The organism is Klebsiella sp. 4_1_44FAA, assembly GCF_000238715.1.
In the GTDB taxonomy this organism is placed as follows: domain Bacteria; phylum Pseudomonadota; class Gammaproteobacteria; order Enterobacterales; family Enterobacteriaceae; genus Klebsiella; species Klebsiella pneumoniae.
Window position 1 is genome coordinate 380,737 of the sequence record NZ_JH414798.1, and the last position, 15,026, is coordinate 395,762.

Annotated in this window: 13 protein-coding genes and 1 pseudogene; 7 read left to right on the top strand and 7 right to left on the bottom strand. The window is 58.2% G+C overall.

Annotation, left to right across the window (positions count from 1 at the left end):
• Positions 1–137 precede the first annotated feature (137 nt).
• Positions 138–925 (top strand): annotated as a pseudogene (gene otsB, locus HMPREF1024_RS23685) (trehalose-phosphatase).
• A complete protein-coding gene (otsA, locus tag HMPREF1024_RS23680) occupies positions 900–2,324 on the top strand; it encodes an alpha,alpha-trehalose-phosphate synthase (protein WP_004175414.1) in 1,425 nt (474 codons plus the stop codon). The pseudogene otsB and the gene otsA overlap by 26 nt, the downstream one beginning before the upstream one ends.
• Before the next feature lie 23 nt (positions 2,325–2,347).
• Here the strand turns inward: otsA and uspC are convergent, their stop codons facing one another.
• The gene (gene uspC / locus HMPREF1024_RS23675; RefSeq protein ID WP_002911500.1) at positions 2,348–2,776 is read right to left on the bottom strand and encodes a universal stress protein UspC; all 429 of its coding nucleotides are present in this window, start codon (positions 2,774–2,776) and stop codon (positions 2,348–2,350) included.
• A gap of 352 nt (positions 2,777–3,128) precedes the next feature.
• Between uspC and HMPREF1024_RS23670 the strand changes: the two genes are divergently transcribed.
• Both HMPREF1024_RS23670 and HMPREF1024_RS23665 read left to right on the top strand, forming a co-directional pair.
• The gene (locus tag HMPREF1024_RS23670) at positions 3,129–4,712 is read left to right on the top strand and encodes an MFS transporter (protein ID WP_002911499.1); all 1,584 of its coding nucleotides are present in this window, start codon (positions 3,129–3,131) and stop codon (positions 4,710–4,712) included.
• A 4-nt stretch (positions 4,713–4,716) separates the two neighbouring features.
• Positions 4,717–5,856 (top strand): glycoside hydrolase family 105 protein, encoded by a 1,140-nt coding sequence (locus HMPREF1024_RS23665; protein ID WP_009307529.1) that lies wholly within the window; start codon positions 4,717–4,719, stop codon positions 5,854–5,856.
• Positions 5,857–5,917: 61 nt separating this feature from the next.
• Here the strand turns inward: HMPREF1024_RS23665 and argS are convergent, their stop codons facing one another.
• Complete coding sequence (gene argS / locus HMPREF1024_RS23660) at positions 5,918–7,651, bottom strand: arginine--tRNA ligase (protein WP_004151452.1); 1,734 nt, start codon at positions 7,649–7,651, stop codon at positions 5,918–5,920.
• A 235-nt stretch (positions 7,652–7,886) separates the two neighbouring features.
• Between argS and HMPREF1024_RS23655 the strand changes: the two genes are divergently transcribed.
• Positions 7,887–8,456, top strand: a complete 570-nt coding sequence (locus tag HMPREF1024_RS23655) for a VOC family protein (RefSeq protein ID WP_002911491.1) — start codon at positions 7,887–7,889, stop codon at positions 8,454–8,456.
• Positions 8,457–8,532: 76 nt separating this feature from the next.
• Positions 8,533–9,276 carry a copper homeostasis protein CutC gene (gene cutC / locus HMPREF1024_RS23650; RefSeq protein ID WP_009307530.1) on the top strand — a complete coding sequence of 248 codons (744 nt, stop codon included), beginning with the start codon at positions 8,533–8,535 and terminating at the stop codon, positions 9,274–9,276.
• 81 nt (positions 9,277–9,357) lie between these two features.
• On the opposite strand, the gene cmoB is transcribed toward cutC, so the two are convergent.
• The 5 genes from cmoB to HMPREF1024_RS23625 are packed head-to-tail and all read right to left on the bottom strand — an operon-like array spanning position 9,358 to position 12,971.
• Positions 9,358–10,362 (bottom strand): tRNA 5-methoxyuridine(34)/uridine 5-oxyacetic acid(34) synthase CmoB, encoded by a 1,005-nt coding sequence (gene cmoB, locus HMPREF1024_RS23645; protein WP_004151451.1) that lies wholly within the window; start codon positions 10,360–10,362, stop codon positions 9,358–9,360.
• The gene (cmoA, locus tag HMPREF1024_RS23640) at positions 10,359–11,102 is read right to left on the bottom strand and encodes a carboxy-S-adenosyl-L-methionine synthase CmoA (RefSeq protein ID WP_004175417.1); all 744 of its coding nucleotides are present in this window, start codon (positions 11,100–11,102) and stop codon (positions 10,359–10,361) included. The genes cmoB and cmoA overlap by 4 nt, the downstream gene beginning before the upstream one ends.
• Before the next feature lie 39 nt (positions 11,103–11,141).
• The gene (locus HMPREF1024_RS23635) at positions 11,142–11,537 is read right to left on the bottom strand and encodes an MAPEG family protein (protein WP_002911484.1); all 396 of its coding nucleotides are present in this window, start codon (positions 11,535–11,537) and stop codon (positions 11,142–11,144) included.
• Between the two features lie 52 nt (positions 11,538–11,589).
• On the bottom strand, positions 11,590–12,408 hold the full coding sequence (locus HMPREF1024_RS23630) for a DUF72 domain-containing protein (protein WP_009307531.1): 819 nt from the start codon (positions 12,406–12,408) through the stop codon (positions 11,590–11,592).
• Positions 12,405–12,971 (bottom strand): hydrolase, encoded by a 567-nt coding sequence (locus HMPREF1024_RS23625; protein WP_004145564.1) that lies wholly within the window; start codon positions 12,969–12,971, stop codon positions 12,405–12,407. The genes HMPREF1024_RS23630 and HMPREF1024_RS23625 overlap by 4 nt, the downstream gene beginning before the upstream one ends.
• 267 nt (positions 12,972–13,238) lie before the next feature.
• Between HMPREF1024_RS23625 and aspS the strand changes: the two genes are divergently transcribed.
• Entirely contained in the window at positions 13,239–15,026 is a 1,788-nt protein-coding gene (gene aspS / locus HMPREF1024_RS23620) for an aspartate--tRNA ligase (RefSeq protein WP_009307532.1), read from the top strand.

Here is a 15,026-nt window from a genome sequence, read left to right on the forward strand (position 1 = left end):
CAGAGTAATTGCCGCCAGCGCCCGTTTCGCTGGCGGTAACTATCAAAAATGGCGAGGTTGGTCACACTGTCTATACTTACATGGCTCACATATAATTAACAACCAGCTTCGGCTGGCCATGATAAGGAGGAAACAGGGTGGATAACCAGATATCTGTACCGCCTGCGCTAACCGGAAACTACGCTTTTTTCTTGACCTCGACGGTACTCTTGCCGATATCCAGCCGCACCCCGATCAGGTGGTGATACCCGACAGCACGCTGCAGGCGCTCAATGCGCTGGCCCAGCAGCAGGAGGGCGCGGTGGCATTGATTTCAGGGCGCTCAATGGCTGAACTTGACGCGCTAACCCATCCCTGGCGGCTACCGCTGGCCGGCGTTCACGGGGCCGAGCGCCGTGATATCAATGGTAAAACCTACATCGTCTCTCTGCCGACAGCGCTGCGCGATGAGATCGCGGCTGAGCTGACGTCGGCGCTGGAAGCGCTCCCGGGATGTGAGCTGGAGAGTAAAGAGATGGCTTTCGCGCTCCACTATCGCCAGGCCCCGCAGCAGCAGAGCGCCGTGCTGGAGCTGGCGCAGCGGATTGTTCAGCGCTATCCGCTGCTGGCGTTACAGCTTGGCAAGTGCGTGGTGGAGATTAAACCCCGCGGCGTCAACAAAGGGGAGGCGATTACCGCGTTCATGCAGGAGGCACCATTCGCCGGCCGCGAACCGGTTTTTGTCGGCGATGATTTGACCGACGAGGCGGGATTCAGCGTCGTTAATCAACTGCAGGGAATGTCGGTAAAAGTTGGCGCCGGGGAAACTCAGGCGCACTGGCGGTTGGCGGATGCCGCCGCTGTAAGGACGTGGTTGCAACATCTGGCGTATGACGCGCAAACCGAAAGGAGGGATGACCATGAGTCGTTTAGTCGTAGTCTCTAACCGTATCGCCTTACCGGACGATAAAAAATCGAGCGCTGGCGGTCTGGCCGTCGGCATCCTGGGGGCACTGAGAGCGGCGGGGGGTCTGTGGTTTGGCTGGAGCGGCGAGATTGGCGATGACCAGCAGCCGCTCAAGCAGGTCTCCCGCGGGAATATTTCCTGGGCGTCGTTCAACCTTAATGAACGGGACCATGATGAATACTACAACCAGTTCTCTAACGCCGTGCTGTGGCCGGCTTTCCACTATCGCCTTGATCTGGTCAGCTTTCAGCGCGAAGCCTGGGAGGGATATCTGCGGGTTAACGCCATGCTGGCGGACAAGCTGCTGCCGCTGATTGAGCCAGACGATACGCTGTGGATCCATGATTACCATCTTCTGCCCTTCGCCAGCGAGCTGCGCAAGCGCGGAGTGAACAATCGCATCGGGTTTTTCTTACATATTCCGTTCCCGACGCCGGAGATTTTTAACGCTCTGCCGCCGCACGCTGAGCTGCTGGAGCAACTGTGCGATTACGATCTGCTGGGCTTCCAGACCGAAAGCGACAGAACCGCTTTTCTCGACAGCATTGCTATGCAGACTCGCCTATCCGACCTCGGCGATAAACGCTATCAGGCATGGGGTAAGGCGTTCAGTACCGAGGTTTATCCGATAGGGATCGATCCGGACGAAATTACGCGCAACGCTAAAGGTCCGCTGCCGCCGAAGCTGGCCCAGCTGAAGAACGAGCTGAAAAATGTGAAGAATATCTTCTCCGTGGAGCGTCTTGACTATTCGAAAGGGTTGCCGGAGCGATTCCTCGCCTACGAGACGCTGCTCGAGAAGTACCCTCAGCACCACGGCAAAATCCGTTATACCCAGATCGCGCCGACCTCCCGCGGCGATGTGCAGGCCTATCAGGATATCCGCCACCAGCTGGAAACCGCAGCCGGACGCATCAACGGACAGTTTGGTCAGCTTGGCTGGACACCGCTCTACTATCTGAACCAGCATTTTGATCGTAAGCTGCTGATGAAGGTCTTCCGCTACTCTGACGTCGGGCTGGTGACGCCGCTACGCGATGGTATGAATCTGGTGGCGAAGGAGTACGTCGCGGCGCAGGATCCGGATAACCCTGGCGTACTGGTCCTGTCGCAGTTTGCCGGGGCGGCGCAGGAGCTGACCAGCGCCCTGATCGTCAATCCTTACGATCGCGACGAGGTTGCCGCCGCGCTGGATCGCGCGCTCAGCATGCCGCTGGCGGAACGTATCGCCCGTCATTCAGCGATGCTGGACGTGATCAGAGAAAATGATATTCATAACTGGCAGGCGCGCTTTGTCGAGGATCTGCAGCATATTTCACCGCGCAGCGAGGAGAGCCGTCTGCGGGGGAAGATAGCCACCTTCCCTAAACTGGCCTAGTTCAGGAAAAGGGCTAACCGGCGTTAGCCCTTTTCAAGGGAAACCAACAGCACATCAACGCCGCAGCTGCCGACGATACTTTTCGCCGAGCAGGTGGCGCGTGAGAAGAGGGAATGGTTGTGATTGCCGCAGATCACCAGATCAACACGGTGCGAGCGGCAGAAGTCCTTAATATGATGGCCTAGCTCGCCGCAGGCGATGGTCATTCTTTCTATTGGGTAGTCCGCGTGGCGAGCCAGCTCATTGAGAAACTCCCGCGTCTCTTCCTGCATCACTTCGCGCAGATTTTCCATCATCGGTGCGGCGAACTGGTTATACAGCTCCGGATCCGTAGCGAGAGTGATTAAGCTCACCTTCGCGTTAACGGGGCGGGCAATCGACACCGCTTTTTTAATTAATACCTGACTCTCCGGCGTTGGCGCGACGGCAACCAGCAGATGGGTATAAGGCATCTGGCCTCCTTGAGATACGCGGAATAACCCTTTCTTCCATTCTTTACTCCTGTTTCCCCGACTGCGCAAGGGCCGATCCCGGGATTTGCGAGCCTGTTCGTCAGTCGGCGACCTTCCAGCCAGATCACATAAATGAACCTGTCTTTTTATTAAAAAGAAATGCTGTTTTATAAATGAGTGAAGTGGCGACGTCATCTCTTTGTCATTTTGCCACCGGCGACTGTTCCGTGGCAAAAGTACAAAGGTAACCTCCTTTCACAGCTTTTAGTGTAGCCAGGTACCCACTCCCTTCCGGTGGCAAATCCGGAACGATTGTCGGCGTTCTTTTAAAAAAAGACACAGGATCACGGCGATGAAAACACGAAAAATTGGACTGGCTAACTATCTGGCCTACGGCGCGGGCGATTTTCTCGGCGCCGGCACGACGGCGCTAACCGCCGCATGGCTGCTCTACTTTTACACGACCTTTTGCGGACTGACCCCGATTGAGGCCACGCTTATTTTTGCTGCCGCCCGCGTGCTGGACGCGGTGGTAAGCCCGCTGATGGGCTTTCTCACCGATAACTTTGGCACCACCTGGCTTGGTAAGCGCTTCGGCCGCAGAAAATTCTTTATTCTGCTCGGCATCCCCTGCGTATTCAGCTATTCAGCGATGTGGGTCGGCGAGATGGGCTTCTGGTACTACCTGGCGACCTATCTGCTGTTTGATATGGTCTATACCATGATTCTGGTGCCCTATGAGACGCTGGTGCCGGAGATGACCGATGACTTTAAACAGAAAACCAAATTCTCCGGCGCGCGCATTTCGATGGCGCAGATGTCGGCGATTTTAGCCTCCTTCCTGCCGGGGATCCTTCTCTCCTGGCTCGGCAAAGATAATGCCAGCTCGTTCTTCTATGCCAGTCTGGTGTTCTCGGTGCTGTGCGCGGTGATGCTGACTCTGGTCTGGTGTTTCACCTGGGAACGACCGCGGGAGGCGTGGTCGGAAGCGGCCCTGCGGGCGGAAGCGGAAAAACAAAACTTAACCCTTGCTCAGAGCCTCAATCGCCTGGTGATTGAGCTGAGTTCTACGCTGCGGATAAAAATTTTCCGCCAGCACCTCGGCATGTATCTGGGGGGCTATATCGCCCAGGACGTCTTCAATGCCGTGTTTACCTATTACGTGGTCTTTGTTCTGATGCAGGAAGCCGCCGTCGCCTCGAACCTGCTGGGGACGATGGCCATCTTCCAGTTTATTGCAGTAATCGCCATGATCCCGCTGTGCATTCGTTTTGGCCCCGCGCCGTCGTACCGCATGGTGGTGGTCCTGTTTGGCCTGAGCTCACTCTCCTACGCGCTGCTCTATTACGCCGGACTGAGCGACGTCTATTCCTTATTGCTGCTCATCTCTGCTGTCGCCGGACTGGGACGCGGCGGGATAAATTACGTACCGTGGAATACCTACACCTATATTGCCGACGTCGACGAAGCGATCACCGGCCAGCGCCGGGAGGGGATTTTTGCCGGCATCATGACCCTGACCCGCAAAGCCTCGCAGGCGGGGGCGGTGATGCTGGTGGGGATCATTATGCAGTTGTCGGGGTTTGTTTCCGGGCAAAAAATACAGCCTGAAGGGGTCAGCCATACCATTCTGCTGATCCTCAGCGTCGGCACTCTGGTGGTGTTAGCCTGCGGCTTCCTCGTCTCGCTGCGCTTCAAGCTCAACCTGCACACCCACAGCGTCCTGCGCAGCGAGACCCTCAGAATGCGCGAGCTCGGCTACGCGCAGTCGGAACAGACCAGTGCGGAACACCGTGCGGTGGTCGAGCTGCTGGCGGGGATGCCTTACGACTGTCTGTGGGGCAATAACAATATTGGCTATCTGAATCGTCATAAACCTGCTGCCCCGGCGCTCATTAAGGGCGGCGCTTTGAATTCGACATATACCCGAGGTTAACAACATGAAAGTTTGGCCGGTCAAACATAGCCCATTACTGCGTCAGCCTGAGCGTTTTATCGCCCGCAGCGAACTGCAGGCGCTGATCCGCAACGTGACGCAAAACCTGGTGAATATTAAGGATGAGAGCGGGCAATTTTTACTACGCCTGGATGACGGGCGCGTGATCGATACCAAAGGCTGGGCCGGCTGGGAGTGGACCCACGGCGTTGGGCTGTACGGCATCTATCAGTATTACCAGCAAACCGGCGATATCGAGATGCGTGATATCATCGATCGCTGGTTTGCCGACCGCTTCGCCGAGGGGGCAACGACCAAAAACGTCAATACTATGGCCCCGTTTCTGACCCTGGCTTACCGCTTTGAAGAGACCGGCCGTATGGCGTATCTGCCGTGGCTGGAGAGCTGGGCGGAGTGGGCGATGCACGAGATGCCGCGCACCGAGCAGGGCGGTATGCAGCACATGACTCTGGCGGAGGAGAACCATCAGCAAATGTGGGATGACACGCTGATGATGACCGTGTTGCCGTTAGCCAAAATTGGCAAGCTGCTTAACCGCCCGCAGTATGTGGAGGAGGCAACCTACCAGTTCCTGCTCCATGTGCAGAACCTGATGGACCGGGAGACCGGGCTGTGGTTTCACGGCTGGAACTATGAGGGGCGGCATAACTTTGCCCGGGCGCGTTGGGCGCGGGGCAACAGCTGGCTCACCATGGTGATCCCGGATTTTCTGGAACTGGTGGATCTCCCCGAGGGGAACGCGGTACGGCACTATCTGATTACAGTCCTCGACGCACAGATTGCCGCCTTGGCAAAATGCCAGGACGACAGCGGCCTGTGGCATACCTTGCTGGACGACCCGCACTCTTATCTTGAGGCCTCGGCGACCGCCGGCTTTGCCTACGGGATTCTCAAAGCGGTGCGCAAGCGTTACGTCGGGCAGCACTACGCCGGGGTGGCTGAAAAAGCGATTCGCGGAATTGTGCAGAATATTTCGCCGCAGGGGGAGCTGCTGCAGACCTCATTTGGCACCGGGATGGGGTCAGACCTCGACTTTTATCGCCAGATCCCGCTTACCTCGATGCCCTACGGTCAGGCGATGGCGATCCTTTGTCTGACGGAGTATCTACGCAAGTACTTCTGAGCAGGGCGCCCCGCTGGCGAGGCGCCGAATAAAACTAACCCGGCTTTCGCCGGGTTGCTTGTTACATACGCTCGACGGTTTCGATACCGAGGGTATCGAGACCCAGCTTGAGGGTTTTCGCCGTGAGCAGCGCCAGCTTCAGACGGCTGTTGCGGGTCTCTTCGCTTTCCGCGCTGAGGATCGGGCAGTGCTCGTAGAAGCCGGAGAACAGGCCCGCCAGATCGTAGAGGTAGGCGCACATCACGTGCGGCGTCCCTTCGCGAGCGACCACGGAGAGGGTCTCTTCAAACTGCAGCAGACGCGCGGCCAGCTGAGCTTCGCGATCTTCGGCGATGACCACCGGCGCGTCGATCATCGCGTTTTCGTCGATGCCGGCTTTGCGGAACACGGAGAGCACGCGGGTATAGGCATACTGCATATACGGCGCGGTGTTGCCTTCGAACGCCAGCATATTATCCCAGTCGAAGACGTAGTCGGTGGTGCGGTTTTTCGACAGGTCGGCATATTTAACCGCGCCGATACCCACCACTTTCGCCAGATTTTCCAGCTCGTCAGCCGACATATCCGGGTTCTTCTCGGCCACCAGGCGACGGGCGCGCTCCAGCGCTTCGTCCAGCAGATCCGCCAGCTTCACGGTACCGCCGGCTCGGGTTTTAAACGGCTTGCCGTCTTTCCCCAGCATCATACCGAACATATGGTGCTCCAACGGCACGGAGTCCGGCACGTAGCCTGCCTTGCGCACGATGGTCCACGCCTGCATCAGGTGCTGGTGCTGACGAGAGTCGATGTAGTAGAGCACGCGGTCGGCGTGCAGCGTTTCATAGCGATACTTCGCACAGGCGATATCGGTGGTGGTATAGAGGTAGCCGCCATCCTTTTTCTGGATGATGACGCCCATCGGTTCGCCTTCCTTGTTTTTGTACTCATCAAGGAAGACCACGGTGGCGCCTTCGCTCTCAACCGCCAGCCCTTTGGCTTTCAGATCGGCGACGATCCCCGGCAGCATCGGGTTGTACAGGCTCTCACCCATCACGTCATCGCGGGTCAGGGTGACGTTCAGGCGATCGTAGGTGATCTGGTTCTGCGACATGGTGATGTCGACCAGCTTACGCCACATCTGCAGGAAGTACTCATCACCGCCCTGCAGCTTAACCACGTAGCTGCGCGCGCGCTCGGCGAAGGCTTCGTCTTCGTCATAGTGCTTTTTCGCTTCGCGATAGAAACCTTCGAGGTCGGCCAGGGCCATTTCGCCGGCGTTTTCCTGCTGCTGTTTTTCCAGATACGCGATCAGCATCCCGAACTGGGTGCCCCAGTCGCCGACGTGGTTGGCGCGGATCACCTTATGACCCAGGAACTCCAGGGTACGGACTGAAGCATCGCCAATGATGGTCGAACGCAGATGGCCGACGTGCATCTCTTTCGCTACGTTGGGTGCCGAGTAGTCGACGACGATAGTCTGCGCCTGCGGTTTCGTGACGCCGAGGCGCTCAGACTGCAGCGCGCGGTTGACGTTGTCCGCCAGAAACGCGGGGTCGAGGAAAATATTGATAAAGCCCGGCCCGGCGATTTCAACCTTGTTGGCAATGCCGTTGAGGTCAAGATGAGACAGTACCTGCTCTGCAAGTTGTCGCGGCGCCATACCCAGCTTTTTGGCGACAGCCATCACGCCGTTGGCCTGATAGTCGCCGAACTGAACTTTTGCTGACTGGCGGACCTGGGGTTCGCAATCGGCAGGCGCGCCTGCCGCGATCAGGGCCTGGCTGACTTTTTCTGAGAGAAGAGCCTGAATATTCACCGGAATACCTTACGTGTAATGCGCCTGCCCCCGAGGGAGGCGGCGCCATAATGTGGACAAATTAGGGCGGGAGTATACTGCATTTGTCCCCGTCCGTCAGCATTGCGCGCGGCGCGCCGGCGTGCGCAATCCATCGCCGGTCAGTTGCCCATCAGCGGGGCGGCGGTTGGTCCGCAGGCCGAAACACGGTAAATTACCTTTTCATTACTGACGAGCATTATTGACGAGCAAACCCATGGCAAACTGGCAGCAAAATGAACAACTGGCCGATATTACGGCGGATCTCCCGCGATTTTCCGATGCGCTTCAGCGCTTCACTGCGCGACTGGGACTGGAGATCGCCGGGCTCGACGCCGACCATATCTCCCTGCGCTGTCATCAGAATACCACTGCGGAACGCTGGCGCCGCGGTCTGGAGCAGTGCGGCACCCTGCTGTCGGAGAATATGATCAACGGCCGGCCCATTTGCCTGTTCAAACTGGCGGAGCCGGTCTGCGTGGCGCACTGGCGCTTCCATATCGTTGAGCTGCCGTGGCCGGGTGAAAAGCGTTATCCCCATGAAGGCTGGGAGCATATCGAAATCGTCCTGCCCGGCGATCCGGCAACCTTAAATGCCCGCGCTCTGGCGCTGCTGGCCGATGACGGACTCAGCCAGCCGGGGATCGTGGTCAAAACCAGCTCGCCGAAAGGGGAGCATGAGCGCCTGCCGAACCCCACCCTGGCGGTGACCGACGGCAGCGTGACGGTCAAATTTCATCCGTGGTCTATTGAACAAATCGTCGCCAGCGAGCAAGCCGATACGTAACAGTGTGAAGCCGCGCGGCGTCTGCCGCGTGAAATCGTGACATGCTGCAAAGGTTGTCTGGATCAGGGAGAGAGGAATGGCGGTACTGGAAGTGTGTTGCTACAGCATGGCGTGCGCCCGGGAGGCTGAGCGCTGCGGCGCCGATCGTATTGAGCTCTGCGCCGCGCCGCAGGAAGGGGGATTAACCCCCTCTTATGGGGTGCTGGTCTCGGCCCGCGAGGCGATTACCCTCCCGGTGCATCCGATCGTTCGCCCGCGCGGCGGCGATTTCTGCTACACCGAGGAAGAGTTCGCCGCGATGCTTAACGATATTCGCATGGTGCGGGATCTGGGCTTTCCCGGGCTGGTGACCGGCGTGCTGGATGCTGATGGCCAGGTCGATATCCCGCGGATGAAAAAAATAATGGCCGCGGCCGGGCCGCTGGCGGTGACCTTTCATCGCGCGTTCGATCTGTGCGCTGACCCGCGTCAGGCCTGGAAAACGCTGGGGACGCTGGGGGTCAAACGTATCCTGACTTCCGGTCAGCAATCCTCGGCGGAGAAAGGTATTTCATTAATTACGGAACTTATTGCCGCAGGGGATACTCCAATCATTATGGCCGGTGCGGGAGTCCGCGCCGCGAACCTGCCGCTGTTTCTGCAGGCGGGGGTGAAAGAGGTCCATAGCTCTGCTGGCCACTGGTTGCCGTCGGAAATGCGCTTTCGTCATCCGGGCGTTTCGATGTCAGCCGATCCCGATGCCGATGAATACAGACGCTACGCCGTGAATGGCGCAGCGGTGGCGGAGATGAAAAGGATTATCTCCGCCTGGAGAAGTTAAACGGTTTTTTGCTGCACATCATGTCGCCCAATATGATGATTGCCCGTACCAGGCCCCTGCCCATTAAACAGGGGCCTTTTTTTATCTCGCTTTTTTCGCCAGCGACTGCTGGGTTTCCGGTTTGGTGGCAATGATCACAGCCCGTAATGGCGCCGGATAGCCTTCCACCGTTTTGCGCTGATCCTGTGGGTCGAGGAAATCGGCCAGCGATTCGGTCGTCATCCATTCGGTGCGTCGCTGCTCCTCTGTCGAGGTGACGCAGGCGTCGACGATGCGCACGTCAATAAACCCGCACTTCTCCAGCCACATTTTCAGGGCCGCCGCCGAGGGGATAAAATAGACGTTGCGCATTTGCGCATAGCGGTCGCCCGGAACCAGCACCGTATTTTCATCTCCTTCAACCACCAGCGTCTCCAGCACCAGCTCGCCCCCTGGCGCCAGCTGATCTTTCAGCTGCCACAGATGGTCCAGCGGCGAGCGGCGGTGGTAGAGCACGCCCATCGAGAACACGGTGTCGAAGGCCTCCAGCGCCGGCAGCTGCTCGATGCCCAGCGGCAGCAAATGCGCCCGCTGGTCGTTACCGAGCAGCTTACGCACCGCTTCAAACTGGCACAGGAACAGCTGGGTGGGATCGATACCGACCGCCAGATGTGCGCCGGCGCCGATCATCCGCCACATGTGATAGCCGCTGCCGCAGCCCACGTCGAGGATAGTCCGGCCAGTGAGATCGGACAGGTGCGGCAGAACGCGCTCCCATTTCCAGTCGGATCGCCATTCGGTATCGATATTGATGCCGTACAGCGAATAAGGGCCTTTGCGCCACGGCATCAGGTTTTTAAGCAGATTTTCGATCCGCCGCTGATGGCCTTCGCTGAGCGGCGTTTCGCTCTCGGCGGTGACGCTGTGCAGAAGATCCAGACGCCAGGGCGTTAGCTCCGGCAGAAATTCTACGGCGCGCTCCCATTCACGAAACTTGCCGTGCAGGGCATCGCGCTGCCAGGCGGCTACCTGGGCAGGCAGCGTCTCCAGCCAGTGAGACAGCGGGCTTTTGGCGATCAGCTGATAGAAGTTACTGAAGTCGATCATGCCTGCTCCCCGGCTTTCACGGCCACTAGCGAGCCAAAGTTAAAGCACTGGAACCACAGTTCGGCATGTTCAAACCCAGCCTGACGCAGGCGGGCTTTATGGGTTTCGACGGAGTCCGTCAGCATCACATTTTCCAGCATGCTGCGTTTCTGGCTGATCTCCAGTTCGCTGTAGCCGTTGGCGCGCTTAAAGTCATGATGCATATTGAACAACAGTTCGCCAACGTGGGCGTCTTCGAAGCTGAATTTTTCCGAGAGGACCAGCGCGCCGCCCGGATTCAGCCCCTGATAGACTTTATTGAGGATCGCCTGGCGATCGCCCGGCTCAAGGAACTGAATAGTAAAGTTCAGGATCACCAGCGAGGCGTTTTCAATGGTCACGTCGCGGATATCCCCTTCAATCACTTCGACCGGCGTCGGCGCTTTATAAGCGTCAATATGGCGACGGCAGCGCTCCACCATCGCGGGCGAGTTATCGATGGCGATAATGCGACAGTCCGGATGGCTAATATTGCGGCGCACGGAGAGGGTGGCGGCGCCCAGCGAACAGCCAAGATCGTAAACCTGAGTGTTGGGCTGAACGAAGCGCTCGGCCAGCATGCCGATCATCGAGATGATATTGGAGTAGCCGGGCACAGAACGCTGGATCATATCGGGGAAGACTTCAGCAACCCGTTCATCAAAGGTCCAGTCGCCGAGGCTGGCAATCGGCGCGGAAAAAAGCGTATCGCGGTGAGACATAACGTTAAACCCGAAAAAACGAAAACGGCGTATTGTGCGCTAACGGAGGGAGAAAACCAACTCCCAGGGCATATACCAAAGATTGGCCAGCACCATTAGCAACAACGCGCACCAGGTGGCGCTCATGCCGGAGCGGCGCCAGTAGTAGACGCGGTGATGAAAACCCCAGGAGTGCATCAGTCGCCCGACAATCAATAAAATCCCGCAAACGTGCACCATCCAGGTCTGAGCGCCGTTCATCTCCATAAATAACAGCAAAATGAGGCCAATCGGCACATATTCGACGGCATTGCCGTGAACGCGGATGGCAACCTGCAGCTCGCTAAAGCCGCCATCACCGTAGCCTACATGGTATTGGGTGCGCAGACGCACCACGTCAAATGAGAACTTCACTAACAATAACGCACCTAAAACGGCATACAGCGCGCTGACCATACGAAAACTCCCTTTAACTCTGGCAGATGGCTCCGGATATGATAGCAGGATATCAGAAAAGAGAAGATTGCTGCGGAATCGACGGCGCATTTCCTGCCGCCGGCAGGGCAGCGCGCAGGTCACCCCACAGGGTATCCACCAGCGCCGGGGCGAAAGCAATGTCCGGGGTATGCAGGAACAACCACGGGGTCCCCGACTGATGCCACTTCGCCAGGGTCTGAAGCCAGACGCGAAACAGTTCCCGGTTATGGACCATATCGTCACCGCCGATAAACCGCACCATTGGCTGTCGGGCGGTCATCACCGCATGTACCGGCACCTTCGGTTTCTTTTGTTGGGCATCGATCATCGCCGGACTGGTGGCCGCAGCGCTATGGACCGGGCGGCTGTCGAGGATCACGCGGTTGACGTTACGCTCGTGCAGCCCGCGGTTGAGCTGCTGTTCCGCTTCCCCTTTGGTGAAAAACTCGGGATGACGAACTTCGACGCCGTAGGTGAAATCTTTCGGCAGTCCGTCGAGAAAATGCCATAGCGCGGGGAGATCGCGTGGACCGAACGTCGCCGGCAGCTGCAGCCAGTACTGGCCGATGCGCGAGGCCAGCGGCGCCAGGCGGGCAAAAAATTCGCTGCTTAACTCGTCGCAATGGCGCAGGGCGGCCTGGTGCGAGATGGTGGCCGGGAATTTGAAGCAGAAGCGGAAGTCATCGTGGGTCTGTTCGTACCAGCGGGCGACAATCTCCGGCTTTGGTAGCGCATACAGGGTGGTGTTGCCCTCCACGCAGTTAAAGTGGCGGGCGTACTCTTCAAGGCTGGTGATGCCAAGGCGCACCCATTTCGGGTGCGACCACTGGGGAAGCCCAATATAAATCATAGCGCCGTGAGGATCTCCTCGGTACTGCGCACCCGGCCGATGCGCGGGAAAATATGCGTCATACTGCCCTGATGCTGCTCGGCGGAGGCGGCGCTGCAGGCATCTTCGGCGATGACCAGGTTAAAACCCAGCTCCCAGGCATTGCGGGCGGTGGATTCGACGCCGATGTTGGTGGAGATGCCGCAGAGAATAATGGTGTCGATCCCGCGGCGGCGCAGCTGAAGCTCAAGGTCGGTGCCATAGAACGCGCCCCACTGGCGTTTGGTCACTTCGATATCGCTCTCCTGCTTACCCAGCGTGGCCGGGTAGGTCCACCAGTTTTCGGGCAGCGTATGCGCCCCGGCCTGAGCGTCGACAGGCTGTTTCAGCGCTTCGGCGAAATCGGCCGACCAGCCCACGCGGACCATGATGACCGGCGAACCCTGTTGCCGGCACTTGTCTGCCAGGCGAGCGGCGCGCGCCACCACCTCGTCAGCCCGATGCGGGCCGCCGGCGAAAGGCAGAATGCCTTCCTGCAGATCGATTACCACCAGCGCCGTGTTTTTTGCATTGAGTTCTAACATGGTATCCCCGTATCTTCATCTGTTGTCAGGCGGCTACAATACCTTTGCGGCTTCAGCAAAAGAGTAACAAATTTTGTTAATTTATGTGAGTGTGGACGTTAAGCGCGCAGCAAAGCAGCGTACATCGTGCGTCGGACTTATCGAACGACAGAATTTCCAGTATAATAGCCGCCTTTTTTCATTCAGTTGTGACATCAGCTAAAGCTGCGACCTCGTCGCCTGCAGGGCAGACGACAATCCGCCGACGGCTAAGTTAAGGGATATCTCATGCGTACAGAATATTGCGGACAGCTTCGACAGTCCCACGTTGGGCAGCAGGTGACTCTGTGTGGTTGGGTCAACCGCCGTCGCGATCTCGGTAGCCTCATTTTTATCGATATGCGCGACCGCGAAGGCATCGTTCAGGTGTTTTTCGATCCGGATCGTGCGGATGCGTTGAAGTTAGCCTCTGAACTGCGTAATGAGTTCTGCATTCAGGTCACTGGCACCGTTCGCGCGCGTGAAGAGAAAAACATCAACGCGGACATGGCCACCGGCGCTATCGAAGTGCTGGCTTCCGATCTGACGATCATTAACCGCTCAGAATCGCTGCCGCTGGACTCCAATCACGTCAACACCGAAGAAGCGCGTCTGAAATACCGCTACCTCGACCTGCGTCGTCCGGAGATGGCGCAGCGCCTGAAAACCCGCGCGAAAATTACCAGCTTTGTGCGCCGCTTTATGGACGACCATGGCTTCCTCGACATCGAAACCCCGATGCTGACTAAAGCCACCCCGGAAGGCGCCCGCGATTACCTCGTGCCTTCCCGCGTGCACAAAGGCAAATTCTACGCGCTGCCGCAGTCGCCGCAGCTGTTCAAACAGCTGCTGATGATGTCCGGCTTCGATCGCTACTATCAGATCGTCAAATGCTTCCGCGATGAAGACCTGCGTGCCGACCGTCAGCCTGAATTCACCCAGATCGACGTGGAAACCTCCTTTATGACCGCGCCGCAGGTGCGTGAGATCATGGAGGCGATGGTGCGTCAGCTGTGGCTGGAAGTGAAAGGCGTCGACCTGGGCGAGTTCCCGATCATGACCTTCGCCGAAGCCGAACGTCGCTATGGCTCCGATAAACCGGATCTGCGTAACCCGATGGAGCTGGTGGACGTCGCCGACCTGCTGAAGTCTGTGGAATTCGCGGTCTTTGCCGGCCCGGCCAACGATCCGAAAGGGCGCGTGGCGGCCCTGCGCGTCCCGGGCGGGGCCTCTCTGACCCGCAAGCTGATTGACGAATACGGCAACTTTGTGAAGATCTACGGCGCGAAAGGGCTGGCCTATATTAAAGTGACCGAGCGTGCCAAAGGCATGGACGGGATCAACAGCCCGGTGGCCAAATTCCTGACCGCTGAAATCGTGGAAGCGATCCTTGACCGCACCGGCGCGCAGGATGGAGACATGATCTTCTTCGGCGCCGACAACAAGAAAGTAGTGGCCGACGCGCTGGGCGCGCTGCGTCTGAAGCTGGGTAAAGACCTGAGTCTGACTGACGAGAGCAAATGGGCGCCGCTGTGGGTGATCGACTTCCCGATGTTCGAAGACGACGGCGAAGGCGGCCTGACGGCGATGCACCATCCGTTCACCTCGCCGAAAGATATGAACGCGGATGAGCTGAAAGCCGCCCCGGAAGAGGCTGTGGCCAACGCCTACGATATGGTTATTAACGGTTATGAAGTCGGCGGCGGTTCGGTGCGAATCCACCGCGGCGAGATGCAGCAGACCGTATTTGGTATTCTGGGCATTAACGAACAGGAACAGCGTGAGAAATTCGGCTTCCTGCTGGATGCGCTGAAGTACGGTACGCCGCCGCATGCAGGTCTGGCCTTCGGTCTTGACCGTCTGACCATGCTGCTGACCGGTACCGATAACATCCGCGACGTTATCGCTTTCCCGAAAACCACCGCGGCCGCCTGCCTGATGACCGAAGCGCCAAGCTTCGCCAATCCGGCGGCGCTCGGTGAACTGGGTATTCAGGTTGTGGAGAAAGAGGCAAAAGCGTCTCTGGAGAACAAGTAA

Bases quoted from the DNA above. Each gene is read 5' to 3' on its own strand.
- otsA (WP_004175414.1), top strand. From the start codon at position 900: ATGAGTCGTTTAGTCGTAGTCTCTAACCGTATCGCCTTACCGGACGAT.
- uspC (WP_002911500.1), bottom strand. From the start codon at position 2,776: ATGCCTTATACCCATCTGCTGGTTGCCGTCGCGCCAACGCCGGAGAGT.
- HMPREF1024_RS23670 (WP_002911499.1), top strand. From the start codon at position 3,129: ATGAAAACACGAAAAATTGGACTGGCTAACTATCTGGCCTACGGCGCG.
- HMPREF1024_RS23665 (WP_009307529.1), top strand. From the start codon at position 4,717: ATGAAAGTTTGGCCGGTCAAACATAGCCCATTACTGCGTCAGCCTGAG.
- HMPREF1024_RS23655 (WP_002911491.1), top strand. From the start codon at position 7,887: ATGGCAAACTGGCAGCAAAATGAACAACTGGCCGATATTACGGCGGAT.
- cutC (WP_009307530.1), top strand. From the start codon at position 8,533: ATGGCGGTACTGGAAGTGTGTTGCTACAGCATGGCGTGCGCCCGGGAG.
- cmoB (WP_004151451.1), bottom strand. From the start codon at position 10,362: ATGATCGACTTCAGTAACTTCTATCAGCTGATCGCCAAAAGCCCGCTG.
- cmoA (WP_004175417.1), bottom strand. From the start codon at position 11,102: ATGTCTCACCGCGATACGCTTTTTTCCGCGCCGATTGCCAGCCTCGGC.
- HMPREF1024_RS23635 (WP_002911484.1), bottom strand. From the start codon at position 11,537: ATGGTCAGCGCGCTGTATGCCGTTTTAGGTGCGTTATTGTTAGTGAAG.
- HMPREF1024_RS23630 (WP_009307531.1), bottom strand. From the start codon at position 12,408: ATGATTTATATTGGGCTTCCCCAGTGGTCGCACCCGAAATGGGTGCGC.
- HMPREF1024_RS23625 (WP_004145564.1), bottom strand. From the start codon at position 12,971: ATGTTAGAACTCAATGCAAAAAACACGGCGCTGGTGGTAATCGATCTG.
- aspS (WP_009307532.1), top strand. From the start codon at position 13,239: ATGCGTACAGAATATTGCGGACAGCTTCGACAGTCCCACGTTGGGCAG.